Origin of the sequence: Methanoregula sp. PtaB.Bin085, assembly GCF_002067035.1 — an archaeon.
Taxonomy (GTDB): Archaea; Halobacteriota; Methanomicrobia; order Methanomicrobiales; family Methanospirillaceae; genus Methanoregula.
The window spans coordinates 24,529-49,212 of record NZ_MVQB01000046.1; the positions used below are offsets into that span (position 1 = coordinate 24,529).

Annotated in this window: 26 protein-coding genes; 17 read left to right on the top strand and 9 right to left on the bottom strand. The window is 59.2% G+C overall.

What is annotated here, in order from left to right:
- Positions 1-216 precede the first annotated feature (216 nt).
- Entirely contained in the window at positions 217-1,938 is a 1,722-nt protein-coding gene (glyS, locus tag A4E33_RS09845; RefSeq protein ID WP_292347707.1) for a glycine--tRNA ligase, read from the bottom strand.
- Positions 1,939-2,230: 292 nt separating this feature from the next.
- Here glyS and A4E33_RS09850 point away from each other — a divergent pair, with 292 nt between their 5' ends.
- Positions 2,231-2,839 (top strand): response regulator receiver protein, encoded by a 609-nt coding sequence (locus A4E33_RS09850; protein ID WP_292347709.1) that lies wholly within the window; start codon positions 2,231-2,233, stop codon positions 2,837-2,839.
- Positions 2,840-3,314: 475 nt separating this feature from the next.
- Complete coding sequence (locus A4E33_RS09855; RefSeq protein WP_292347711.1) at positions 3,315-3,977, top strand: metal-dependent hydrolase; 663 nt, start codon at positions 3,315-3,317, stop codon at positions 3,975-3,977.
- Positions 3,978-4,060: 83 nt separating this feature from the next.
- Here A4E33_RS09855 and A4E33_RS09860 read toward each other — a convergent pair whose 3' ends face one another.
- Positions 4,061-4,690: a TMEM175 family protein gene (locus A4E33_RS09860; RefSeq protein WP_292347713.1), complete on the bottom strand. Its 630-nt coding sequence runs from the start codon at positions 4,688-4,690 to the stop codon at positions 4,061-4,063.
- A gap of 98 nt (positions 4,691-4,788) precedes the next feature.
- Here A4E33_RS09860 and A4E33_RS09865 point away from each other — a divergent pair, with 98 nt between their 5' ends.
- On the top strand, positions 4,789-5,118 hold the full coding sequence (locus tag A4E33_RS09865) for a multidrug efflux SMR transporter (protein WP_292347715.1): 330 nt from the start codon (positions 4,789-4,791) through the stop codon (positions 5,116-5,118).
- A gap of 7 nt (positions 5,119-5,125) precedes the next feature.
- On the opposite strand, the gene A4E33_RS09870 is transcribed toward A4E33_RS09865, so the two are convergent.
- The 3 genes from A4E33_RS09870 to A4E33_RS09880 form a co-directional block, all read right to left on the bottom strand.
- Entirely contained in the window at positions 5,126-6,520 is a 1,395-nt protein-coding gene (locus A4E33_RS09870; protein WP_292347717.1) for an MFS transporter, read from the bottom strand.
- 102 nt (positions 6,521-6,622) lie between these two features.
- Entirely contained in the window at positions 6,623-6,997 is a 375-nt protein-coding gene (locus A4E33_RS09875) for an ArsR family transcriptional regulator (protein ID WP_292347718.1), read from the bottom strand.
- Positions 6,998-7,104: 107 nt separating this feature from the next.
- Positions 7,105-8,856, bottom strand: coding sequence for a PAS domain S-box protein (locus tag A4E33_RS09880; protein ID WP_292347720.1), 1,752 nt, complete (start codon positions 8,854-8,856; stop codon positions 7,105-7,107).
- 430 nt (positions 8,857-9,286) lie between these two features.
- On the opposite strand from A4E33_RS09880, the gene A4E33_RS09885 reads away from it, so the two are divergent.
- Positions 9,287-10,270, top strand: coding sequence for a PEGA domain-containing protein (locus A4E33_RS09885; protein ID WP_292347722.1), 984 nt, complete (start codon positions 9,287-9,289; stop codon positions 10,268-10,270).
- Positions 10,271-10,347: 77 nt separating this feature from the next.
- On the top strand, positions 10,348-10,590 hold the full coding sequence (locus A4E33_RS09890; RefSeq protein ID WP_292347724.1) for a hypothetical protein: 243 nt from the start codon (positions 10,348-10,350) through the stop codon (positions 10,588-10,590).
- A 114-nt stretch (positions 10,591-10,704) separates the two neighbouring features.
- Here the strand turns inward: A4E33_RS09890 and A4E33_RS09895 are convergent, their stop codons facing one another.
- On the bottom strand, positions 10,705-12,219 hold the full coding sequence (locus A4E33_RS09895) for a PAS domain S-box protein (protein WP_292347726.1): 1,515 nt from the start codon (positions 12,217-12,219) through the stop codon (positions 10,705-10,707).
- A gap of 248 nt (positions 12,220-12,467) precedes the next feature.
- Between A4E33_RS09895 and rbcL the strand changes: the two genes are divergently transcribed.
- The gene (rbcL, locus tag A4E33_RS09900; RefSeq protein ID WP_292347727.1) at positions 12,468-13,760 is read left to right on the top strand and encodes a type III ribulose-bisphosphate carboxylase; all 1,293 of its coding nucleotides are present in this window, start codon (positions 12,468-12,470) and stop codon (positions 13,758-13,760) included.
- 419 nt (positions 13,761-14,179) lie between these two features.
- Here the strand turns inward: rbcL and A4E33_RS09905 are convergent, their stop codons facing one another.
- Both A4E33_RS09905 and A4E33_RS09910 read right to left on the bottom strand, forming a co-directional pair.
- Positions 14,180-14,698: a GNAT family N-acetyltransferase gene (locus tag A4E33_RS09905; RefSeq protein ID WP_292347729.1), complete on the bottom strand. Its 519-nt coding sequence runs from the start codon at positions 14,696-14,698 to the stop codon at positions 14,180-14,182.
- Between the two features lie 558 nt (positions 14,699-15,256).
- On the bottom strand, positions 15,257-15,592 hold the full coding sequence (locus tag A4E33_RS09910) for a hypothetical protein (protein ID WP_292347732.1): 336 nt from the start codon (positions 15,590-15,592) through the stop codon (positions 15,257-15,259).
- Between the two features lie 370 nt (positions 15,593-15,962).
- Between A4E33_RS09910 and A4E33_RS09915 the strand changes: the two genes are divergently transcribed.
- From A4E33_RS09915 to A4E33_RS09965, 11 genes are all read left to right on the top strand, one after another.
- On the top strand, positions 15,963-16,157 hold the full coding sequence (locus A4E33_RS09915) for a hypothetical protein (protein ID WP_292347733.1): 195 nt from the start codon (positions 15,963-15,965) through the stop codon (positions 16,155-16,157).
- A gap of 88 nt (positions 16,158-16,245) precedes the next feature.
- Positions 16,246-17,163, top strand: a complete 918-nt coding sequence (locus A4E33_RS09920; protein ID WP_292347735.1) for a metalloregulator ArsR/SmtB family transcription factor — start codon at positions 16,246-16,248, stop codon at positions 17,161-17,163.
- Positions 17,160-17,645 (top strand): flavodoxin, encoded by a 486-nt coding sequence (locus A4E33_RS09925; RefSeq protein ID WP_292347737.1) that lies wholly within the window; start codon positions 17,160-17,162, stop codon positions 17,643-17,645. The genes A4E33_RS09920 and A4E33_RS09925 overlap by 4 nt, the downstream gene beginning before the upstream one ends.
- Positions 17,642-18,445 (top strand): EFR1 family ferrodoxin, encoded by an 804-nt coding sequence (locus A4E33_RS09930; RefSeq protein ID WP_292347739.1) that lies wholly within the window; start codon positions 17,642-17,644, stop codon positions 18,443-18,445. Before A4E33_RS09925 ends, A4E33_RS09930 begins: the two co-directional genes overlap by 4 nt.
- Positions 18,442-19,260: an EFR1 family ferrodoxin gene (locus A4E33_RS09935; protein WP_292347741.1), complete on the top strand. Its 819-nt coding sequence runs from the start codon at positions 18,442-18,444 to the stop codon at positions 19,258-19,260. Before A4E33_RS09930 ends, A4E33_RS09935 begins: the two co-directional genes overlap by 4 nt.
- Positions 19,261-19,271: 11 nt before the next feature.
- Complete coding sequence (locus A4E33_RS09940; RefSeq protein ID WP_292347742.1) at positions 19,272-20,030, top strand: 4Fe-4S binding protein; 759 nt, start codon at positions 19,272-19,274, stop codon at positions 20,028-20,030.
- 33 nt (positions 20,031-20,063) lie between these two features.
- Positions 20,064-20,864, top strand: a complete 801-nt coding sequence (locus A4E33_RS09945; protein ID WP_292347743.1) for a 4Fe-4S binding protein — start codon at positions 20,064-20,066, stop codon at positions 20,862-20,864.
- On the top strand, positions 20,861-21,658 hold the full coding sequence (locus A4E33_RS09950) for an EFR1 family ferrodoxin (protein WP_292347744.1): 798 nt from the start codon (positions 20,861-20,863) through the stop codon (positions 21,656-21,658). The genes A4E33_RS09945 and A4E33_RS09950 overlap by 4 nt, the downstream gene beginning before the upstream one ends.
- Positions 21,655-22,263, top strand: coding sequence for a hypothetical protein (locus tag A4E33_RS09955; protein ID WP_292347746.1), 609 nt, complete (start codon positions 21,655-21,657; stop codon positions 22,261-22,263). Before A4E33_RS09950 ends, A4E33_RS09955 begins: the two co-directional genes overlap by 4 nt.
- Positions 22,260-23,366: a radical SAM/SPASM domain-containing protein gene (locus A4E33_RS09960; protein WP_292347747.1), complete on the top strand. Its 1,107-nt coding sequence runs from the start codon at positions 22,260-22,262 to the stop codon at positions 23,364-23,366. Before A4E33_RS09955 ends, A4E33_RS09960 begins: the two co-directional genes overlap by 4 nt.
- 343 nt (positions 23,367-23,709) lie before the next feature.
- On the top strand, positions 23,710-24,231 hold the full coding sequence (locus tag A4E33_RS09965) for a flavodoxin family protein (protein ID WP_292347749.1): 522 nt from the start codon (positions 23,710-23,712) through the stop codon (positions 24,229-24,231).
- 47 nt (positions 24,232-24,278) lie between these two features.
- Here the strand turns inward: A4E33_RS09965 and A4E33_RS09970 are convergent, their stop codons facing one another.
- The gene (locus tag A4E33_RS09970) at positions 24,279-24,623 is read right to left on the bottom strand and encodes an STAS domain-containing protein (RefSeq protein WP_292347751.1); all 345 of its coding nucleotides are present in this window, start codon (positions 24,621-24,623) and stop codon (positions 24,279-24,281) included.
- Between the last annotated feature and the right edge of the window lie 61 nt (positions 24,624-24,684).

The window sequence follows — 24,684 nt, forward strand, 5'->3', positions numbered from 1 at the left end:
CCAGCCTCAGGGCCCCTCGCGGGGCACGGCGGGGCAGGAGCAGGTTCCATGAAAAATGGTATATGAGCCGTCCTCACTATTGCGCGGGCCGATTACCGTTATCAGGAATTTACACGGTAATTGAAGCCGCCGCGGGGCGCCCTTCGGGGCGGCGGCAGTCCATCGTAACCGGGGGTATGGGGGCATCAGCCCCCATCATTGATCCATGAAAAAAAATTACTTCAACTCAGCAAACTTCGTGCTGCCGGCAACCAGCCCCGCCACAATCTCCGGCAGGTCCGCAACCGGCACCCGCACCTGCTTCATCGAATCCCGGTCGCGGAGGGTCACCGTGTTGTTCTCTTTGGTATCATAGTCCACGGTAACCGCGAACGGCGTGCCGATCTCGTCCTGCCGGCGGTAGCGCCGGCCGATGGCCCCGCTGTCGTCGTATTCTGCCTGGATGCCTTTTGTGTGGAACGCGTGGGTGATATCCAGCGCGATGGTATCGAGATTGTCGCGGGTCATTAAGGGGAAGACTGCGACCTGTACCGGGGCAACTTTCGGGGAGAGGCGCATCACGACCCGCTTCTCGCCGTCCGCGATGTCCTCGTCGTACGCCTGCTCGAGCACGGCATAGCACATCCGGTCGATGCCATACGAGGGCTCGACCACGTGCGGGACGATGTCCTCGCCACGGACGTCCACGATCTCGTCCCGGACCTCGAAGAGATCCGCCGGGATATGGATCTTCTCACCATCGACCACAACATCGGCGCCGTCCTTTGTCGGTACCGCCGTCTCAAGTTCGGCGAAGATCGCCTTCGCCTTCTGGCGGTACTGCTTCCCGAGCACGCTCATGTTCGGGATGATCCGCCGGCGCGGGACCTTCCTCGGCTCGTCGTACTGGATGAAGACCGTCATTGGCGTGCCGCTCTGTTTTGCGTGGGCGTTCAGGTCATAATCCGTCCGGTCGGCAAGGCCGACGGTCTCGACCCAGCCGAAGCGGCCGGAGTGGATCTCGGCATCCCAGCAGTCGGTAGCGTAATGTGCCCGCTCGTCCGGGAGGTGCTGGCGGAAACGGAGCTTCTCCGGCCGGATGCCGATAGAGACCAGCATCTCGTGAGTGAGGGCAACGTAGTAGGCGAGGTACTGGTTCGCGATCACACCCTTCTCCACGGCTTCCTGCATGGTCATGGTAACCGCTTCCCCGCACTGCTGCTGCTGGACATACGTGAGGAGCGGCATGCTGTACCCCGCGTACCGGGCAAACCTCGGGTGCCGGTTTTTCTCGGCCGGGTGGACAAAGATCTCGGCCTCGGCCTGCGTGAACTCCCGGAGCCGGATCATGCCCTGCCGGGGCGAGATCTCGTTGCGGTAGGACTTGCCGATCTGGACTGCACCGAACGGGAGCTTGTCGCGGTAGAAGCGGAGGAGGCGGGCGAAGTCGACAAACATCCCCTGCGCCGTCTCGGGGCGGAGGTAGCCGGTCCGCTGGGAACCGGGGCCGATGGATGTTTTGAACATCAGGTTGAACTGGAATACCTCAACCTTCCAGAGCACCTTCCCGCAGGCCGGGCAGGTGCAGGTTGCAAGAGCAGCCGCAAGCTCATCGTTTTTCATGGTCGAGGCGTTCCGGATCCCGCCGGCTTCGGCAACATGGTCGGCACGCAGGTACTCGCTGCAGTGGGGGCACTGGCACATCTTGTCGGCGAAACCGGCAACGTGACCGGAGGCGATGAACACGGCCTCCTGGGCAATCGTGGGGCATTCGATCTCGTAGTACCCTTCCCGGATCACGTAGAACTCCCTCCAGATATCCTCGATCCGCCGCTTCATCATTGCGCCCAGCGGCCCGTAGTCGATGAAGCCGGCAACGGCGCCGTAGCACTCGGAGGTCGGCCAGATAAAACCCCGGCGTTTTGCAAGCTCCATCACGTTCTCAAAAACATCGCTCATGGTGATCACAGATCAATGTGGTACTAATGGTGTGCGGCTCATCGACAAAAAGACTCTCATCGCTCTCTTGATGGAAGACCGGTTTCCTGGTATCCGTCAGCTTCATGGAACCAGCTGCCTCCAAGTACAAAAAATGCAGAAAAAGTGATCGGATCTGCCCAAAAAAATACACGCCAACCACAAGCCTTTAAACACCGTATTAAAGGTCTTTTGGTCAAACGAGGCATAAAGATAGCATTAAATAGTAGACGAAGTATTGTATATCCTAATCCCAAGACGGGGTAAACCATCAATGACCGAAGACAAACGAAAGGCACAGCTTCTGAAACTCTTCAGTGCCATGTCGGGGAAGACAAAGATTGTCGAACCGATGAAGAACATCCATGGCACCTTACGAGACAGTGATGCGATCGAACGCGAGGTCGCTCTCGTTATGCGGGAGATCACCGAACAGGGAATCTTCAAGACTTCGTTGAAACCGATCCAGCTTGCAAAGCTCGTCACCTCGTTCTACGCGGGAAAGAACGATACCGAGATCGCCCGCGAACTGGGTGACGAGAAGTTGTCAAAGACGGTTGCACGGGCCCGGGTCAGGCTCAAGCTCTTCCGCGAGCTTGATTTCAAGATGCCCTTTGACAAGAGCCAGATGGAAGATCTCCTCACGTCCGGCAAGACCATGAAGGAAGTGTCCGAGGAACTCGGCGTCAGCCCCTCGACCCTCCGCGAGTACCGGCACGTGATCGAGGAGCAGGAAGACCCGACAATCGATCCCTACATCGACCGCATCCGCGACGTCATGGAAGACCGCGACCTCTCCGAGCAGATGACCCGGAGCGCCACTGACAACAGCCTTGGCGATTCGATCGATATCACAGAAGCTGAACTCATAGACGTGACGTAAGGGCACGCCCTTACCCCGAAAATCCGCCCCCATTTTTCACTGACGGTTCTCGCGCTCTCCGGCGCTTTTTATTAATTATGAGACTGGCTCTGCAGAAACGGAGACGAGCCAATAATGTTTACTTCTGAACAATGAAATTCACTTGGCGACCGGATAGATAATAATGAGGGCTCCCCGCCTCAGGGCCTCTCCGCGGCGTCGAATCCCACAGGGATTGGACGCGAGAAGAACCTTTCAGGTTCTTCAAGCCACTGCGGGGCCGGAGCAGGTTCCGAAAAAAACGCTCATTGAAGGCCGCCGCGGGAGCGCCCCCGCGGGGGCGGCGGCACCTGTCCTGACGGGAGTACGGGGGCATCAGCCCCCGTCATCAGATCGTATACCCTATCTCCTGATCCCCGTATCATGGATTTTCTGACCCCTTTTCTGTGATCTCTTTTTCCAAAAATTTCATCCCCCACAACCCCGATCTGCATATATGCAACTCACCTGGCTTGGCCATTCCTGCGTCCTTCTCAGCGGATCGAAAAAAGTACTCATCGATCCCTTCATCGAAGGGGGGAGCGTCCTTGACACGAACCCGGACATCGTTGCGGTCACCCACGGGCACGACGACCACATGGGCGAGGCGGTTGCGCTCAGGAAAAAGACCGTGGCGATCACCGAGATTGCAAAATACATGAAATCGAAAGGGATCCCGGCTGAGGGGATGAATATCGGGGGGACGATGACGATTGAAGGCGTCTCGTTCACGATGACGCCCGCCCTCCATTCATCCTTCATCGAGGAGGCAGGCCCGGGATTTGCCGGAGGATCCGCAGCGGGGTTCGTGATCGGGTTGGACGGCGTGAAGGTATATCACGCCGGGGACACCGGCCTCTTCTCCGACATGAAACTGATCGGTGAGCTGTACCACCCGGACGTGGCGCTCCTCCCCATCGGGGGACGGTACACCATGGGCGTTGCCGAGGCGATGATGGCGGCAAACTTCATCGGGGCAAAAACCGTCATCCCCATCCATTACAACACGTGGGAGAAGATCGCGGCCGATCCCTTTGCTCTGAAGAAGGCGGTTGAACGGACGACCGACATCAGGGTGACGGTCCTTGCTCCGGGCGGGAGCCTGGATATCGCTCCCTGATGGATTGTGTTCGGGAACATGCAGGCACCTGCGTCAGGTCACGACCCCTGAGCAGATACTTGGACTCTTCTTTTTTGAGAACCTTACAAAGCCTGTCTCTTCACCCACCGGTCAACCGCATACGACACCGGCGGAAGGAGCATGTACATCATCGTCGTGTTGTGAAATCCCAGGAGGGCAAGGACAATCGCGGCAAAAGAGACCGACGGGACCACGAGATTTCTCACAATACCGTATCGTATCCGGTGTTCGGGAAAATCGGGAGGGACCAGCCGGCGGTTCCACGTGGCATATGCCCACTGGATGGCAATAATAACCCCCAGGATGAGGAGGCTTGCCTCGAAGGTGACGGTAGCCGTGATATCGTTATCGTAATCCCCGATGAAACTCGTGGTGAACGCGATGAGGGTAACGAAGAAGAGGCCGATGATGTTCAGAAAGAGAAATGGCTTGTCGATGTAACGGAGATTGCTGAACTGGATATGGTGTGACATCCAGAATGCCGCAAGGACGAAGAAGGCGATGATGTAGTGGTAAAAATCCGGCAGGAGGCTGACAAGGGCTTGGGCAGCGGTATCGCTGACCACGGCTGAACGGGGCAGGATCAGGCTCGTGACCAGGAGGGTCATGGCAAAGGCGAAGATGCCGTCGGTCAGGGCCTCGAGCCGGTTCTTCTCCATCTTCAGTTCCCGGTCCTCGTACGATTCGCTCATGAACGCATCACTGAGGGTATTGGATGCTCCGTAATATAACCGTCATCCCCGGAGTCGGAATCCATATGAGCCGGTATCCCCAACAGTCCGGAGAAGCAATGGCTGCCAGCGCATGGATACTCCTCATCATCGCCGGGCTCATGGAGACCGGATGGGCGATCGGTCTGAAATATACCGAAGGCTGGACACGCTTCTGGCCGTCCCTCCTGACCGTTGTCCTCATGGCCGGCAGTTTCTTCCTTCTCTCAAAAGCTCTTGAGGACCTGCCGGTCGGCACTGCCTATACGGTCTGGACCGGGATCGGGGCGGCCGGAACTGTTCTTGCCGGCATGCTGATCCTCGGGGAATCCCGGGATACTGCACGGCTGCTCTGTATCCTCCTGATCGTTGCCGGAATTGTCGGCCTCCGGTTCGTTTCGCCGGAATGAGACCGCCTTACGGCGGGCAGGCGCCGCTGTCCGGTCGTTTCCCGTACCGTACCAGCGAGAAGAAGATCCCCGCGATGCACATGGCAGCGAAGATTGCCATCGATGCCTTCATCGCGGTGATGAACGCGGGATACACGTCCGGCGATATCTGAACGTTCCCGATATAGACCGCAAGCATCATCATGGCGATACCCATGGAGAGCATCTGCCCGGCCAGGCGCATAGTCCCGAGCGTGCCGGAGGCCACGCCGTAACTGCACCGATCCACCGAGCTCATCACGGCGTTCGTATTGGGGGACGAGAAGATCCCAAGGCCGATCCCGAAGATGACGAGGATGCCGATAAAGTGAAGAAGGGACGTGTCGTTTTCAGCAAACGTGAGAAGGACGAGGGCAAGGGCGGACAGGGCCATGCCTGCCGACGCGATCTTCCCCGGGGCGATCCGGTCCGACAGCCGCCCGGCAAGCGGGGAGACGCAGGCCATGACCACCGGCTGGACCACGAGGATAGTACCGGCCTGCTCGGGTGAGAAACCCATCGTGTACTGGAAGTAGAGGCTCAGAAAGAACGTAACGGAAAACGTCGCCCCGTAGTTGATCAGCGCGGCAAGGTTGGAGAAGAGGAAGACGCGGTTGCCCGAAAACAACCGGACATTCCAGAGGGGATAGCTGATCCGGAACTCACGGGCGATGAAGACCACGAGCATCACCGTTCCCGCAACGAGCAGGATGAAGCCTTCGCGATCCGGCAGCAGGGAGAAGCCGTACATGACGCAGGTGAGGGTCAGGCCGTACTGGATCGCGCCCCCGAGATCGAACCGCTCGCCCCTGCAGTCCGCCCATTCGCCCTCGAGGTACAGCCAGATCATGGCAAGGGCCAGCAGTCCAAGGGGGATGTTCACAAAGAAGATGCTCCGCCACCCGAAGGTGCCGGTCAGGAATCCCCCGAGGAACGGCCCCATGGAAAGGCCGAGATAGACCGAGGTGGTGTAGATCCCAAGCACCCTGCCCCGGTGATCGGGAGGGGTGACGGACGTGAGGATGGCGATTGCGGTGCCGAAGATCATCGCGCTCCCGAACCCCTGCAGCACCCGGAGCAGGATGACTGCCAGGCCCGACGGGGCGAAGATCATCAGGAACGATGCGGACGTGAAGATGGCGAGCCCGGCAAAAAAGACCTTCCTGCGCCCGTGGATATCAGCGATGCGGCCGAAGGGGACGAGGAAAACAGCCGACGCGAGCAGGTAGGCAGTCGAGACCCATCCCATCTGCAGGGCATCCATCGAAAATTCGCCGGCAAGGGACGGGAGTGCAATGTTCACGGCAGAGAGGTCGAAGGGGGTGATAAAACCGGCCAGGATAGCGATGAAGAGCGCGGTTTTCTGGGCATTTCCATCCGGCATGACTGTTCAGTACGTGATTAAGCACTGGCGGGATATGAAGGAAGCGGGGTCCTTGCAATAACCATGCAAAACCCTTGAAAAAAAAGGAGGGCGGTATGCCCGTTACCGGATGTATTCCCTGAGTTTCTGTACGCGGGCCAGCTGCTGCCTTGCCTGCTCTTTCTTCTCTTTCTCAATGCTGTTCATGATCTTGTCGATCGGTTTTGCCAGCGAGTAGATCTTGACCGGGCGTCCCTTGCCTTCTGCCTTGTTCTCCCGGATCCTGATCCAGTCCTGCCCGATGAGGTACTGCATGGCGAGGCTGACCTCCGGCTGGCGGAGATCTGTCCCGCGTTCGATGTCCCGGGAGGTTGCTTCCGCTGCGTTCGCAAGGAAGACGAGCACCTGCGCGACATTCTTCCGTGTCCCGATATCGATGAGCAGGCTGACAAATTCCTTCTCTTTTTCAGTGAAATACATAACGTTCTGAGGCTTCATGTATCACATCCTCTCTTAGTCGTATTATTTAATGCAAATATATTTTTATTGGTTCTGCCATTGCAGGTTCATGGTCCAAAAAACTATAAAAATACCGGGCCTGCAGGTCAGACAATGACGCTGGCATGCTCTGAATAACTGTTCCGGGGTATCTCCCGGATGATCGAAAGAACAACCGGTTTTTCCCTGACATCCAGCATCAGCGCGCTGATCTCGACCGCGACCCGCCGCCCGTCCTTTGCGACAAGCTGCGTTTCGAAGACCGTATGCCGGAACCGGCGGAGATCGCGGATTGCCTGGGCGATGTGCTGTTCCTCTTCGGGAATGCAGAGGTCTGCAAACGACAGGGCAAGGAGTTCGTCATGGGAATACCCGACCATCTGGCAGGCGCGGTCGTTCACCTCAAGGAGCCGTCCCGGGTTGTCGCCGTCGATGGCATGGACAATGACAGAGTCGCTTACATTCTCGAGCAGCAGGTGGTATTTTTCGCGGTTCTCCAAAACCTCCTCCTCGGCTTTTTTGATCCGGGTAATATTCTGAACCGATTCGATGGCACCGGCAAGCTGACCCTTCTCGTCATAGAGCGGGGAAGCGGTCAGCCGGAGCACGGCCGGGGCTCCGCGGACGTTCGCCGCCGTGATCTCGGCTTTCAGCGTGCGGTGGTTCCGGGCAATAGACGTGTACCCGTGCCGGGCAAGGCTCTCGTCGGATTGCGTGAGCATGTCGAGAAGGGCCGGCCTGCGCGTGCCGAGAATGTGGAGGGAATGTTCATAGTTCCCCTTTCCAAGGACCTGCCCGGCATCGATCCCGGTCATGAGTTCCATTGCCTGGTTCCAGATGATGACGGTGCCGGCCTGATCAATGGCAAAGGTGGGTTCCGGCAGGAAATTGATGATATTGACGAGCTGGCGCCGGGACTGTTCGAGCTCGCTCTGGATCCGCAGGCGGGTTGCCTCCAGGTCGAGCATCTCGATGGCGTACGATATATCCTCGCAGATCTCATGCAGGAGGTCGATCTCGGCCTCTGTGAAAAAGCCCGTGTACTGTGAAAAGAATGTCATCGCCCCCTTGCTCTTCCTGCAGGCAGTCAGCGGGAATGAAGCTGCTGCGCGGTACCCGTGAGCCTGCGAATCGTTCAGCCAGCTGGTCATCAGGGGATCGGCAGGGATGTCGTTGCTGACCGACTGCTGTGCCTGCCGGATTGCCGTGATGGTGAGGCCGGTGCCTTCCGGGAGGGGCTCGGCCGATTCGCGGACATCGGTGAAAAAGCCGTCGAGGGTGCCGCTCGCAACCATGGCAGTCACCGCATGAGTCTGGGGATCCTCAAAACCGATCCAGGCACGGATAAACCCTCCCTCGTGCACGGCGATCTTGCAGACCTCCTCCATGAGAGTCCGCCGGTCATGGATCCGGACGATCGCCTCGCTGATCCGGCTCAGGACGAGGTACAGCCGGTTGAGCCTTGCGACCCTGGCCTGGCTCTCGCGCAGGTCGACGGCGTGCCGCACCTTTGACGCAAGCTCGGCGAACTGGGCCCGCGGGTCCCCGCCCTTGCGGACGTAATAATCGGCCCCGTTGTTGAGGGACTCGATCACGATCTCCTCCCGGCCCTTGCCGGTGAAGATGATGAACGGGAGCCGGGGATATTTCTCCCGGACAACCTTGAGGAACGCGATCCCGTCCATCTCCGGCATCTCGTAATCGGAGACGATTGCATCGACCCCGCCGGTCTCCAGGACCCTGAGTGCGGCTTTTGCCGATAGTACAGGAATGACCCGGAACTCCGGGTCCCGTTCAAGAAAGATTGTGAAGGTGTCCAGCATCACGGGTTCGTCGTCGACATACAACACGGTTATCACGGGGGGTCTCTCCTGCCGGGCACACTGGCAGTCAATAGATTCGCGATATATGACATAAATATATTCCCGAGTTTCATCTGCTGAAAAAACTGGTTTCAGGGAATATTTTCAAAGACCTGTGGTTCTGTGATCGTTGCCTGATGGGGGGTGAACCGGGAAGTTCAGATGGTAACCCCGGGTATCCGGCGCGTTTATTATCCCGCACGGGAACCGGTGATCCTGAAAAAGCCGTTGCTCATGGAGCGTACCCCATGCACACCAGAGATGGCATCCGGTTCCCGGAACATCGAAGAACGCTTCGCGCTCTTCTTTTCATTCAGACCTGTCCGGCCTCATGAAATCGAAGAACCTTCGCGTTCTTCTCCTTTCCCGGGGCAGATACCGCCAGAAACATCCATGAGCATGAACGATCAACATACCGTCAAGACAGATGCCGCTGTTAAAAACCGTTATTATCATCGCGATGCTGGCTGCGGTACTCCTCGTGCCGTCCTGCTGCGCGAACATTGGCGCGGGTATCCGGACAACCATGGGTGACGAGGTTGTCCTGTCCGGCACCTGCACGTCATCGCCGTTCGTCTACATCTTCCTGACCGGGCCCAACCTGCCGGAGAACGGCGTAACCCTGCAGGATGTATCAAAGCGGGCCGACCGGGGGTATTTCACGAAAGTGAGCGTGGACGGTGACGATCGCTGGAATTACAGGTGGCACACGGGATCGATCAACGGCCGGCTCGATGAAGGGACCTACACGATCTGGGTCGTTGACGCGCCAAACGACCGTTCCCGCTTGGCCTCTGCCGACTACAAGACCATCTCCGTGACGCTCGGGAAACCCTCCATCACGGTCGATACTCCCGGGGGGACCGGTAGTATGGATCTGAAATCGGACCCGGACGGGGCTTCGGTAACGGTCAATGGTGAGAGCCGCGGGAAGACGCCCCTGCGGCTCGGGAGCCTCCGGCCCGGGACGTACATGGTTGCATTCTCTCTCCCGGGGTACCGCACCTCGTCTGCTCAGGTCACCGTGCAGGGCGGTGCGGTCTCCGAGGTGACGGCAAAACTCGGCCCTGAGACCGGATCGTTCTTCGTGAACTCGACTCCCGCCGGCGCCCGGGTTCTTGTCGACGGGGCAGCCGCCGGCTTCACGCCCCTGATCCTTGAGAATATCACGGCAGGCAGCCATACGATCACGCTGGAAAAGGACGGGTATGCTGCTGCAACCCGGCAGGTGACTCCTGCATCCGGCCTGCGGGTGCCGGTCGATGTTGCCCTCGAACCGCTTCCCGCGACAACCGCCCCGGCAACCACGGCGCCTGCTCCAACCCGTGCTTCGGGACTTCTCCCGGCACTTGCAGGAGCGCTCCTCACAGTTTTCATCGCTCTCGCGTGCAGGAACAGCAGGTACCGTTAAGCGGCAGCACCGGTACCATTCCCGAAGGCCGCAACACTTTATATCGGATTACAGAAAACCCGGACTGGAGCATTCGTATGGAAGCAACCCCCTTTGATATCCTCATGATACTCTCGCTCGGTGTGCTCGCCGGCACCGGGACCGGTCTTATCATCGGGTTCCTCGCCGGTATCCGGAAACGGCAATGGGCATCGATGCCGGCAGGGGACAGGCAGAAAACCATCCTGCTCATCCTTGCCTGCTCGTCCGTATTCATCGCCCTTCTGTCGTGGTACCTCTTCCAGTACTCCGAAGGTGCGACCTTTCCCGCTCTTTTCTGAGGTGCACGGGCATCCTTCCCGTTTTTTGATTCTGCTGCAATGTTCTGCATGATCCGGCCGTTATTATCCGGCCCGGGCCGGCATCCGTCTCTTCCCGGGTAACCGGACGGCTGATCACTGCTGCGCAGTCACGAACCGGTACGCGCCTTTTGGCACGCGGATCTCAAAACAGGCCCCTTCGCCGTACGTCCCGGTCTCGCGGATAGCAATGCCGGTGATGGAGAGAATCTCCCGCGCGAGATACAGCTCAAGCCCGGTCCTGTTGAAAAACTTGCGTATGAAAATCTTCTCCTTGACGTCCCGGGGGACGCCGATGCCGTCGTCCTCGCAGATAATGTGGAGTTCCTCGAAGGATTCCTGGCAGTAGATCCGGACTTTTGTGGTCCTCCTGCCGTGCTGTATCGCATTCTCGATCAGGTGCAGGAAGACGCTTGATAAGAGGCGGTCTGCATAGATCTCAACGCCTTCTATCCCGACGGTCACGGCAACATCACCGAGCCGGATCCACCTGCAGGCGTTCATCACCGACTGCCGGACATCCTGCCATTCGGGCGGCTCGATACCGATATCCTGGTAATCCCGCGTGAAGGTGATGAGGGCCTGGATGGCGTTCGTCGCAGCCATTTCCCGGTCGAGTTCCTCCTGCAGGGCCGGGTCAGTGTTCCGGGCCCGGGCCAGGTCGAGGGTTCCTTTCAGCACCGTGAGCTGGTTGAGGATATCGTGACGGATGATCTGGTTCAGGAAATTCAGTTTCCTGTTTGCGGTCTGGACAGCGGTTTCAGCCCGGATCTTGTCGGTGATATCGAGGATTGTGACAACCAGTTTCAGGGTTCCGGGGATTTGTGTGATGGTTAACAGCGCGTTCCTGACATCGCCGTCCCAGCGGATGATCCGCGCCTCGTAGCGGGCCGGGCCGTCGCTTTTCAAGGAGTCTATCCTTGCATGCTTCTGCAGGAACCGGACATCGTCCGGGATAACGAACTCCATCCATTTCTTCCGGCCCTCGATCTCCTCCCGCACGTACCCGAGCATCCGCCCGAACTCGGGGTTGACAAACGAGATGATGTCATCCTCTTCAATGATGACGGTCGCCGTGCCGATATTGTCGAGAATCTCCCGGAATTTCTGGACGGAATTCCCAAGGGCGGTCTCGCGTTCCCAGCGGCGGGTGACATCGGCGATGGACTGGACGGCGCCGATGCGGTTCCCGTTCCCATCGAAGACCGGCGCGGCGAGCCCCCAGAGAACTCTCCTGGTATTGTCGGGATTGATGGTCGGGTTCTCGGCCATGAGGGCATCGCCCTTCCTCCGCAGCGAGGTATACCCCCACGCCAGAATCTTTTCATCGGGTTCGTCAAGGAGATCGATGAGCAGCGGGCGTTTCCTGCCGTAGAACGGGAGCGCGTACTCGTAGTCGCCTTTCCCGACAATATCAGCAGCCATGATACCGGTGCTCTTCTCCATGGCCCGGTTCCATGCCGTAACCGTGCCTTCCCGGTCAATGGCAAAGGTTGCGTCCGGAAGGCTGTCGAAAACCAGGGAGACCGGGATCTTCTCTGCCGGAGCTTTTCGCCGGACCGTGTGTCCGGATGGTTTTTTTGAATGTGTGCGCTGGTTCCGTGCAGCCATCGGGAGTGCTCCAGGTTTTACGAAAAACGATACCCGTACTTTTTGGACAGGTTCCGTGATGCCCCGGGTTCTTTCTAGTATTCTGCAGCACAGGATTATATCTTTGTGATAAGAGACCGGCGCAATCCCTGTCGTTGTACCGGAAACGGATGATATTCCCCGTTCATTCCGGCACGCGTACGGCGGCAGAGGGCCGCCATACCGTGTACCTTTTTACCCTCCCCGGCGTTTACTGGTACAGGAACATTATGGCAATCGACTGGTACAAGGAATTCGTTGACCTGAAGTACGAACCGGCAAAGGACGATATCGTCTGCCTCTTCTATTTCGAACCTGCCGCGGGCGTGAGCGGGAAGGAAGCGGCCGGCCGGGTTGCGTCCGAGAGCTCGACCGGGACCTGGACCACGCTTTTTAAAATGCCGCCGCGGATGAAGGCGCTGCAGGCCACTGCGTTCGATATCGAGGGGAACGTGGCGAAGATCGCCTACCCGATCGAGCTCTGGGAGGAGGGCAACGCCGTCCAGCTGATGAGCGGGATCGCCGGCAACATCTTCGGCATGAAAGCGGTCCGGAACCTCCGGCTCATCGATGCCTCGCTGCCACCGGCCTACCTGAAGCATTTCAAAGGCCCGCACTTCGGCAACGAGGGAATCCGGAAGATGATGAAGGTCCGCGGCCGGCCATTGACCGGTGCCGTGCCCAAGCCCAAGATCGGGTTTACGGCAAAGGAGCACGCGGAGATCGGGTACGAGACCTGGATGGGCGGGTTCGATTTCGTCAAGGATGACGAGAACCTGACCTCCACCACCTTCAACCGTTTCGACGACCGCGTGAAGTTCATGACGAAGCTCCGCGAGAAGGCGGAGAAGGAGACGGGCGAGGTCAAGTCCGCGTTCCTGAACATCACCGCGGACGTGGAGACGATGAAGAAGCGGGCGGACCTGCTCGCGGCAAATGGCTGGAACTACTGCATGATCGACGTGGTGGTCGCGGGAACCGCGGCGGTCATGACCATGCGGGACTACTGCTCGGACCTTGGCCTTGCCATCCACGCTCACCGGGCCATGCACTCGACCTTTACCCGGAACAGGAAGCACGGCATCACGATGCAGTTCCTTGCGAAGATTATGCGCCTTGTCGGCGTCTCCCAGATCCATACCGGAACCGCTGTCGGGAAACTGGCCGGCTCCCGGCGCGAATCCGTTGCCCTCGCCGACCTGCTCCGCGAGAAGAAGACGAAGCCGGTCGAGGGCATGCTGCTCGGGCAGGACTGGGGGAAGATCAAAACGGCGTTCCCGGTCTCCTCGGGCGGGCTCCACCCGGGTTTGGTGCCGGACGTTATGGACATCTACGGTCCGGAGATGGTCCTGCTCGTCTCAGGCGGTATCCACGGCCACCCGAAGGGCACCCGCGCCGGCGCGAAGGCAACGATGCAGGCCATCGAGGCCTGGCAGGAGGGTGTCACGCTCGAGGAGAAGGCGAAGAAGGCAAAAGAGCTGAAAGAAGCCCTCGGCAAGTGGGGGCATTACAAGCCGGTGTGACAGCTCCCAATTATTTTCTTTTTTCCCGATTTTTCTGAAATTTAGAGCATACTCACCCCCTTCGGGGGTCGCCCGGGGGTCTGCCGACCCCTCGCCGGGCAAGGACGCTGATCACTTTTACCATCCTGATCAAGGTAAGTGCGTAGCGCGAAACCCGACCTTGAATTCAAAATGAATGAGACGGAAAAAGAGCTGTCAGGATCTTCGATTCCCTCCGGGGTAATTATCAGCACCCGAAAAACCGCTCATTGAAGCCGCCACGGGAGCGCCCTTCGGGGCGGCGGCCGTTCATCGTAACCGGGGGTATGGGGGCATCAGCCCCCATCAGCAAATCTTTTCGCAGGTTTTTCTGGGGGAATCCTTTCCACAATGCTATCAGTGGAATTGCACGGGTGTACGGTCTGGAATATTTACATCCCTCACAGTTCCAGTTCCCACTTCTCCTCCAGGATCTGCCCGCCCCATTCGTTGTTGACATGCGTGTCCGTGATCCGGAACCCCTTCTCTTCGTACAGGTGCCGGGCAGCATCGAGCGTGCTGAATGTCCAGAGGAAAACCCGCTCGTACTTCGCATCCCGGCAGAACCCGATTGCCCGGCTGATGAGCCGGCGGCCGGCACCGTTCCCCCGCAGGTCCTTTTCCATGAAATAGAACCGGAGTTGTGCTGTTGTTGCATCCGCATGCGTGATGGCGATGCACCCGCAGGGAACGCGGTTGTGCTCGGCAATGTACATGCAGTCCCGTGCGCTGTCGAATTTTTCTGCAAACGTGCGGACGCCTCCGGTCAGGTACGCGATCCAGATATCGGACGTGAACCCGTACTCCTCTGCGTACAGCGCAAGCTGCCCGTTGATCACGTAATCGAGATCCGTTCTCCGGAACGGCCGGATGGTAAAGCGTGGGACTTTTTTCTGTGACCGCGGTTTTTTTGTTCTCATGGATTGCCGGACTTTCCTTCTGCGCAGAAAACCCGTGAAGGATTCTCCGGTGCGATACGCGATAACCATTGCGTTTTCCCGTATTGGAAAGACCGGAACCTTCAGCCGGATATCCGGGTGGATAGTATGATCAGGATGAGTGAAAGGACGGGCTCAGGTGTTGAAACCCCTGTAAAATGCCCGGATTGCCAAACGGGCTGTTTTTAAAAAACCGCGTACAACGTCCGGATTCAATCCGGGCTGTATCCGCCGCCCGTTCTTCCGGAAGAGCCCGATTCGTGTTTTTCAGGATCCGGGTGAGTTTTCGGCCCGGAGCCGTGCACAAAGGGAATCTCCGCGGGCCGGAAATAACATCCCGCCAAAGCGCAATTCGGGCCTGTACGGGGCAGTATATACTCCCGGATTATGGTCCTTTTAGCGATTGGGAGATGTTGCTTGGCCGGATTACCGCCGAAGAAGGGAAGCTCCGACGGGGGCCGGTTTCCCGGTGAGGGACTCGTCCCGGTACGGTTTCACACCAGAGGGCCGGACAGTACGGAAAAAAGAATTGTTCGCGGGTTACGCGGAACCGCATTGCCCTTCTTTACAGACCGGCTGGTCTGCCGGGCAGGATTTTCCACAGGACCCGCAGTTCGTGCTGTTGGTTTTCAGGTTGACGCACGCGTTCCCGCAGGGCGTAAAACCCGGTCCGCAGCCGACAATCGCACTGCCCTGGATGGAGGCTTCCTGGATCGAGGGGACAACCCCGGCGGGTGTCTGGGCAGCCGGCGCAGCAGTCGCGGCCGGCTGGGTTTTTCCTGAATCTGCAGGAGCGGTCTTCGTGTCCGAGCATCCCGCCGCAAGGGCAAGGATCAGGATGAGGAGACCAGCGATCAGAATTGAACGTATCCGCATACCATCACCATGTGATCCATATCAGGAATCTCATATCAATATTCTGATCCGGCCGTTTCCCATGGCTGACGGTTTTTATGCGGGATGGGGTGCGGTCCCCTTGGAGGAACGGTCAGCCCGGTTGTATCGCCCACGCCAACAGGTCCGTTGCTGACTTTAGCGCCGATCACCGCGGTGCCCGCAACCATGCCTGTACCGGCATTCGGAACAGTGCGCGGTCTTTTGGCACTGAACGCAATGATCCTGATGCGGAAGATCCGGTGACTGGTTTTTTACCGCACTGGTTCTATGACCGGAGACTGTGGCTCAGAAGAGCTTCTTCACTTGTCACTGCCGCAATATTCATGAGCCCCCGCTCCCATCCCACAGTATGCACGATATCATCAGCAGCAGAAAGATGGAGAATGGCATCGTCGTCTTCTGGGACGAGAAGGGTGAGAAGAAGAACGAGTCGTTCAATTACCAGGAGCTGATTGACATGAAGATCAATGCGCTCGACCTGCTCGACCGGCCGAAATCGTATAAGGTTGACAAGGCAGCGCACAAGATCGTTGTAAAAAAATAATCTCCTGTTTTTCACGCTTCGCGTCATCCGCCCGCGGATATTTTACGCAAGACATATAAGTGTATAAGCAAACACTTATACAGATTCCATGGACCCCTGCACCAGGTGCGAAGTATGCAACAATCTCTGCGAGATCGTGCCGAGGATGGCCGTTACGTTCAAGGCGCTTGGCGATCTTACCCGTCTCCAGATCATCTACCTGCTCTCCACTGATACGAGCGGAACGCTCGGCGTGTCAGAGCTCGCGGCCCGGCTGAAGATCTCCCAGCCCGCGGTATCGCAGCACTTAAAGACGCTGAAGACCGAGGGCCTCGTGGAGTCCCGGCGTGAAGGGTTTTACATCTATTACACAATCAACCGCGAGCGGATGGTGGAGTTCCGTGAGCATTTCGAGCTGATGTACTCGACCGTGATGGCGAACTGCAGCCGCGAGATGATCCGGAGAAGCACCCGGGACCGGGCCATCAGTGCCTGCGTGATCTTCTACTCGTACTCCGGCATCACCCGCAGCGTTGCCGAGGGCATCCGCAACGCGAGCGGCTGCGACCTGATCGAGGTGAAGACAAGGGAGCCCTATACGGCCTTCTCTGCGTACACCACCGGTGTCCTGCACTCGCGCACGGGCACCTGCGACCCCATCGAGCCGGCCGAGATCGATGTCTCGGGCTATGATTTCCTGATCATCGGTACGCCCGTCTGGGCCTGGAAGCCGTCGCCCGCGATCAATGCGGCAGTTCAGGCCCTCCGGGGCTGCGAGGGGAAGATGGCCGTGATCTTCACGACCTGCTCTACCCAGCCCGGCGAGGCCCTGCCAATCCTGAGCAGGGCGCTTGCAGCCCGCGGGGTCCGGGTCATGGCGGAGATCTCGCTCGATGCACAGGACACCAGAAATCCCGATGCGGGGGGAGAGCTCCTCCGGCAGATCATAGCGGCTGACCCTGTCAGAACCCTTGCGGGCGAGGCCCTGCCGCGGGAACTCGGGAAGAATCAGGAGAAAAAACCATGAAGACCAGTATTATCTACAACTCGTATTCCGGGAACACCCGCGGCGTGGCAGAGAAGGTCCAGGCAGCCTGCGGGGGAACGCTTGTCGAAGTGAAATCGAAGCAGTACTCATCGAAGCTCGCGGTATACACCCTCGGGTGTTACCGGGCAATGAAGGAGATGAGCGACCCGATCGAACCGGAGCGGATCGATGTAACGTCCGACGACGTGATTGTCATCGGGACCCCGATCTGGGCCGGGAAAGCAACCCCGGCCGTCAACGCGGCCATTGCGTCCCTGCAGGGCTGCGCCGGGAAGAAGGCCATCATCTTTGCCACCTGCGGCAAGGAGGGGAAGGACGCCCTCGCCATCCTCCGGACGGCGCTCGGGGCGAGAGGCGTGACCGTTGCCGGCGAGTTCGTGTTCGACAAGGATGGCATGAAGGACCCGGCACGGATCGATGCCATGATCGCGGCGGTGAAAACCGCAGGAGGATCCCCGTGAAGACTGTCATCTATTCCTTTTCCGGCACCGGCAACTCCCTTGCCGCTGCAAAGAAGATCGCGGCAGCGCTGGGGGAGACGGAGCTGGTGCCGATCGCATCGCTGGAGGACACTGCAGGATCTGTACTGCCAGCAGCGGAACGGATCGGCATCGTCTGCCCGGTCTATTTCTCCGGGCTCCCCCTGATGGTGGCATCGTTCGCGGAGCGGCTGGAGCCCGGATCGGCACAGTACCTGTTTGCAGTCCTGACCCATGGAGGCGGCGGGGAGTCTGCTGCGCTCCGCCAGCTCGACAGCATTCTCCGGCAGCGGAAGGGCAGGGGGCTGGACGCAGGCTTCGGGGTGATGATGCCCGGGAATTACATCATGATGTACGAGTCCCCCATGGGACAGAAGCAGCAGGAGATCCTGGCAAAGGCGGATGAAGAAATTGCGGCAATCGCCGCATCGGTATCCCGGATGGAGAAGGTTGCCCTCCCGTCATCGCTGATCAACCGGATCCTGTACATGCTGATCTACCCGTGGTTCAGGTCCCATGCCCGCACCGATGACAAAAAGTTCTCCGTAACCGACGCGTGTATCTCCTGCGGAACCTGCGTGGAGGTCTGCCCGGCGAAGAACATCGGACTCGTGGACAAAAAACCGGTCTGGAAGCACCGCTGCGAGCTCTGCTGCAGCTGCATCCACACCTGCCCGGTGAAGGCAATCCAGGCCGGGGCGAGGACAGAGAAATGGGGAAGGTACCGCAACCCTGACGTCACGGTTGCAGAGCTGAAGATGCAGAAGAAGGACACGTCATGAAGACCGTCATCTATTACTTCACCGGCACCGGCAACTCGCTTGCCGCTGCACGGAAGATTGCCGCAGCGCTGAAGGACTGCGATCTGGTGCCGATCGCATCGCTGAAAGATACACCGGGAACGATCGTCCCGGCAGCAGACCGGGCCGGGATCGTCTGCCCGGTGTACGATGCCGGCCTTCCCGTGATCGTGAAGGAGTTCGCGGAACGTCTGGACATCGGGGCCGTGCCCTATGCATTCGCCATTGTTACCATGGGTGGTATGGGTGTCTCCGCCCTCCACCAGCTCAATACCATTCTCGTGCAGGGCTGCCGCAAAAAGCTCGATGCGGCATTTGCGGTGAGCATGCCCGGCAACTTCCCGCCGCTCGCGATCCCTCCGGCGGGAGAGAAGAAGGATGAGATCCTCCGGAAAGCCGATGCCGATCTTGCAGCAATTGCTGTCGCGATACAAAAGGGGCAGCCCGTGCCGCCCGGCTTCTCCCCCTTCTCTTCGCTGATGAGGATCCTCCTCTACCCGCCGTTTGCACGGAACGTTCACGGGATGTCGTCGTCCTTCTCCGTTGAGGATACCTGCACCGGTTGCGGCACCTGCGCAAAGGTCTGCCCGGTGAAGAACATCGTGATGGAGAAGGACCGGCCGGTCTGGCAGCAGACGTGCGAGCTCTGCTGCGCCTGCCTCCACTTCTGCCCGGCCGAGGCAATCCAGCTCAGTCTCATGCGGGGCTCGAAGGGCAGGGGACGGTACCGTCACCCGGACCTCACGATTGACGACATGAAAGCTCAGCGCGGGGAGAAATCCGGCACAACACCCTGAAGGAGATTACCATGACAGAAACACCTGAAAATAAAACCGTATCGTCCCGGCAGACCCTCCGGAAATGGATCCTGATCATATCCTTCCTGCTCCTGCCGGTCACGCTTGTTTATATCTCGCCGCTCGTCATCATGATGGGGGCAGTGCAGGGGGTAGCAACCGGCAGCATGCTCCTCTTCATTGCTAACTTCATTCTCTCGCTCGTTGTCGCCCGGCTCTGGTGCGGCTGGTTCTGCCCGATGGGGGCATGGCAGGAGATCTGCTCACCGGTCTTCAAAAATACCGTGCAGGAAGGCTGGCGCAATAATGTCAAGTACGTGATAACCGTTGTCTGGCTGGCCGTGCTCGCGTATTTCTTCATCGGTGCCGGCGGGATCCGATCGATCGATCCCTTCTTCGGCACGCAGAACGGCCTCTCGATCACGTCCCTTGCACCCCTGATCGTGGTCATCGTCATCTTCACGATCATGTTCGTTATTGCATACCTGATGGGCCGGCGCGGCTTCTGCCATGTCTTCTGCCCGGTGGCGTCCCTCCTTGTCCTTGGCCGGAAGATCCGTAACGCCATGGGCTGGCCGGCGCTGCAGCTCTCTGCCGATGCATCCCGCTGCATCGACTGCAAAAAATGCTCGAAGGAATGCCCGATGGGCCTTGACGTGAACGGCATGGTACGGAAGAACGAGATGGAAAATCCCGACTGTATCATGTGTGCCAGCTGTGCCGACATATGCCCGAAGGGTGCGATTACGTACGGTATCGGGGGCCGGTAAGCGGCCTGACCGGCACCGCAGGAAAATCATGGTATGAGCCCGGAATCTTTGGAACGCACAATACCGGAAGAAGCGGCACGCATGCCGGCATCCCGGCAGCAGGCCCGGCGTGCACTCATCATCCTCTCGTTCATCCTGTATCCGGTAACCTTTGCCTATGTCTCGTGCCCGATCATCACAGAGGCGGCGGGGCTCGGGATCGTGAGCGGGGGTCTCATTGTCTTCTGCCTGCTCTTCATCAGTTCGCTCGTGCTCGGACGGCTCTGGTGCGGGTACCTCTGCCCTGCCGGGGGCCTGCAGGAAGCCTGCAATATTGTCCTCAGGTGGCCCCTCCGGACGAAGAGACTGGACTGGCTGAAGTACCTTGTCTTCCTCGGGATCTTCGGCAGCATTGCACTAGCGATCTGGTCTGCCGGCGGCCTGAAGACAGTCGACTTCCTGTACCGGACACAGAACGGCATCTCAATCCTGGCCGCGGGAGGAGTCGCCCTGTTCCTCGGGCCGGTCCTGATCACCCTGCTATTCACGTTGATCTTTGGCAAACGCGGGTTCTGCCATACCTTCTGCCCGATCGCGGTGATGCTGATGATCGGCCGGAAGATCCGGAACATTTTCCGGTGGCCGGCGCTGCACCTGGAAGCAGACAAGGACCACTGTACCGGCTGCATGGAATGCTCGGAGGAATGCCCCATGAGCCTTGACGTGAACGGGATGGTACGGGAGGGTCGGATGGAGCAGGCAGACTGTATCCTCTGCGGCGCCTGCGTGGATATCTGCCCGAAGAATACGATTGTATACGCATGGTCAGAGAACCGATCAGGAAGGACAGCATGAAGACCGTTATTTATTACTTCACCGGCACCGGCAACACCCTTGCCATTGTCCGGGATCTGGCGGCGGAACTGGGCGATTCGGAACTCGTCCCGGTTCCGGAGATGATGCGCCGGCAGGAGATCGCGTGCGATGCGGACGCTGTCGGGATCGCGTTCCCGGTCTACTTCCTGGACCTGCCGGAGATCGTGGAGGGATTTGTACGGAAACTCCGGTTCACCGGCAGGTCGTACATCTTCGGCATTGCCACCTGCGGCGAGCGGCCGGGCGGGGCCCTCTTCTCCCTGCAGGCGCTGCTTGAGGAGAAGGGGCAGGCCCTTGCATCCGGGTTTGTCTTTGTCATGCCGGAGAACTTCATCGGGCCTGTCGATCTCATGGGCGACGCTCCTCACCGGCAGGACAAGTATGCCGCTGCACGGGGCCGTATTGCTCCTGTTGCAGCAATGATCCGGGAACGTAAACAGAGCCTGCCGGAAGGAAACCCGTCCGCGATCCTGCGGATCGGCGGGAAGATCACGAGATCACTTGCGACAACGCTCTACAACACCCCCCGGCACCTCCGCGCAACCTGCCGGTGCAACCACTGCCGGACCTGCGAACGGATCTGCCCCGCGCGGAACATCGTGGTGGAGAAGGATGCCGTCATCTTCGGGAACTCCTGCACCCAGTGCTATGCCTGCATCCACTGGTGCCCGCAGGGTGCGATCGAGATCGGCAGGAGAACGGCCGGAAAGCCGCGGTACCACCACCCGGATGTGACCCTTGCCGACATGCTCCGCCAGCGGGGGGATGCATGACGGAATCCTGCGATCCCGCATCGTTTCCCCGCCGGCTCTCCCGCGAAATCTGCCGGAGGGCGACTGCCGGAGCCGTTGCCGGATCCTTCGGGCTCTGGATCATCGTCCTGTCCCTCATCAACGGCAAACCGTTCGGGCTTGCCAGGCTGCAGGAGATTACGGGCGGCCCCTCGATCCTTGACATGACCTTCACGACGGGGCCGGACAGCGTGTATGCAGTCCTCGATGCCCTTGGCGATGCCGGCCGGGCGTTCGATCTGACGCATATCGTGCCGCTCGATCTCGTCTTCCCGTTCACATACGGCCTCTTCCTCGCGCTCGGCATTTCGTGGGGTCTCGTGCGGCTTCTCCCGGAAGGCAGCCCGTGGCTCCTGCTGAACCTTGCGCCGGTGATTGCCGCGGCAGCGGACTACTGCGAGAACGCCGGGGTCATCGCGCTTCTCCTCACGTACCCCGCACGGCTCGATCCCGCTGCGTGGTTCGTGAGCATCATGTATATTATCAAGTCCGGGTTCTCGGCCGTGAGTTTCCTTACCCTGATTGCAGCACTGGCCGGCGTTGCCGTCATGTCCCTGCTACACCGGCTTGGCAGGAGTCCTGCATGACAACCGGCGGGTCAGCACCGGTGGAGACGGGCACGTCGTACCGCGACACTTTCAACACCACGATAGCAGAGACGATCGCACAGGCTGTCCGGATCATCGGGCAGGACCCGGCGCTGCTCATTCCCGGCTCGGTCATCCTCCACCACCAGAGGAAAGCGGCCGCGATACGGAAACGTCACGAGCAGCAGGGGCTCATCGTCCCGCCGGTCATGATCCTCAGCATCACCTCGCGCTGCAACCTTGCCTGCGCCGGCTGCTACATGCATGGCAGGGGGGAGAAGCCGGCCGCGGAGATGAGCCCGGCAGTCCTTGCATCCGCTGGTGCCCAGGCCGCGGAGCTCGGCGTATCGATCATCGTGATCGCCGGCGGAGAACCGCTCGTCCGGCAGGAAGAGATCCTTGCGCTGGCAAAAGCCCATCCACGGGTACTCTTCCCGGTCTTTTCAAACGGTCTTCTGATCGACGATGCGATGGCAACAGCGATCGCAGGGTGCCGGAACATCGTGCCGGTCATCAGCTTCGAGGGATTCCGGGAGGACACCGACCGGCGCCGTGGCCACGGCGTTTTCGACCGGCTCCTCGCGGCTGCTGCCCGGCTGAAGGCACGGGACGTCTTCTTCGGCTGCTCGGTCACGACAACGCGGGAGAACTTCCCGCGGGTGACGGACGAAGTGTTTATCCGGGAGATGCTGAAGGCCGGTGTCCGGGTCTTCACGTATGTCGAGTACGTTCCGATGCGGGACGGGACGGAAGGACTCGTCATGGCGCACGAACAGAAGAAGACCCTGCAGGTCGTGCTTGCGGACTTCAACCGGAAATTCCCGGCGCTCTTCATCGGCTTCCCCGGCGACGAGGACACGTACGGCGGGTGCCTTGCCGCGGGCCGGGGCTTCGTGCACGTCAGCCCGTCCGGCGATCTTGAGCCCTGCCCGGCAGCGCCATTTTCCGACGCAAACCTCACGAAGGTTCCGCTCGCGGAAGCGCTCCGCTCCCGGCTGCTCGGCCGGCTCCGCGAAACGCCGGAGGTTCTTGCGGAGACGGAAGGAGGCTGCGCTCTCCGGGCGAACCGGGCATGGGCAGAGGGACTGGTGGGCCGGGAGTGATGGGGGGATAGCGATTTACCGGTTTTCTGGAGAACTACAGGACGTTTTCACACAACGGGGGGCGTCGCATTACCTGAAAAAATTATTAAGCAGAAACCTGATGGGGATAGTATTGGATTGTGATGGAGCCACGGGCGCTCGGGGTCTGCCGACCCTCGCCCCGTGGAGCATGGTCGTATATGGGGCATGAAAAAAATCGAAAATGGGGGTCAAGGGGGCTTGCCCCCTTGGGCTGCCTCCCCCTCTGGGGGAGAGAGGGGGTCACCCTCACAATTCCACTGAGTGTGTTATGGAGTGGTTTCTCCAGAGCAGAAAAATTATCATTCGAGAGTTGAGGTAAACCATGAATCAACCTGAAAATAATCCGGAAACTCCACAATCGGTAAAATCACTCGTGATCGTGTTCTCATACCATCACGGGAACACGGAGAAGATAGCACGAACGATGGCGAATGTCCTTGATGCAGAAGTAAAAACACCGGACCAGGTTTTCCCGGAAAAACTCCGGGAGTACGACCTGATCGGGTTCGGCTCGGGGATTTACAGCGCGACCTTCGGCCCGGCAATCCTCACTCTTGCCGACCGGCTTTCCTCTGCTGCAGGGAAGAAGGCCTTTCTCTTTTCGACCTACGGGGCACCGGCATTTGCGGTAACCCGGAGTTTCGTTGCAGACAACCACGCAGAGATGCGGGAAAAGCTGCAGCTGAAGGGGTACACGGTCATTGGTGAATTCGGCTGTGCCGGGTGGAACACGAACAGTTTCCTGAAATATTTCGGCGGAATCAACAGGGGACGGCCGGATGCGGACGACCTGCGGAATGCGGAGATGTTCGCCCGGGAGATGCTGAAAAAAGCCCGCGGGTGACGGCAGAAATCGTTTCGCCGGCCCCCGCCTGATAATGCTGAACCGGTTTACCCGTCCTTTTTCAGGTGTTTCAGGGCCTTTTCCCGCGTCTTGCAGATGGTGAAGATCTTCAGGAATCCTGCGATCTCAAAAACATATTCAACATGCGAGTTGAGGGACGAGAAAACGACGGTGCCTCCTCCGTCTTTCATGGTATGCAGGGTTTTCACCAGTACCCGCATCCCGGCGCTCGAGATATAGTCGGTTCCTGAAAAATCGAAGAGGAGCCGGTCCGGGTGCCGGCCGATGACCGGTTTAAGGTCCTTTTCAACGGCCGGAGCGCTGTCGGTATCGAACCGCCGGGGCAGCGTGACGACAGTCGTTCCTTCGATAATCGTGATTTCTGCGCTCATCACATCTCCGAAATCCCTTATCAGGTATGATGATGCCGGTCCAGAAAATAGATTGCGGTTC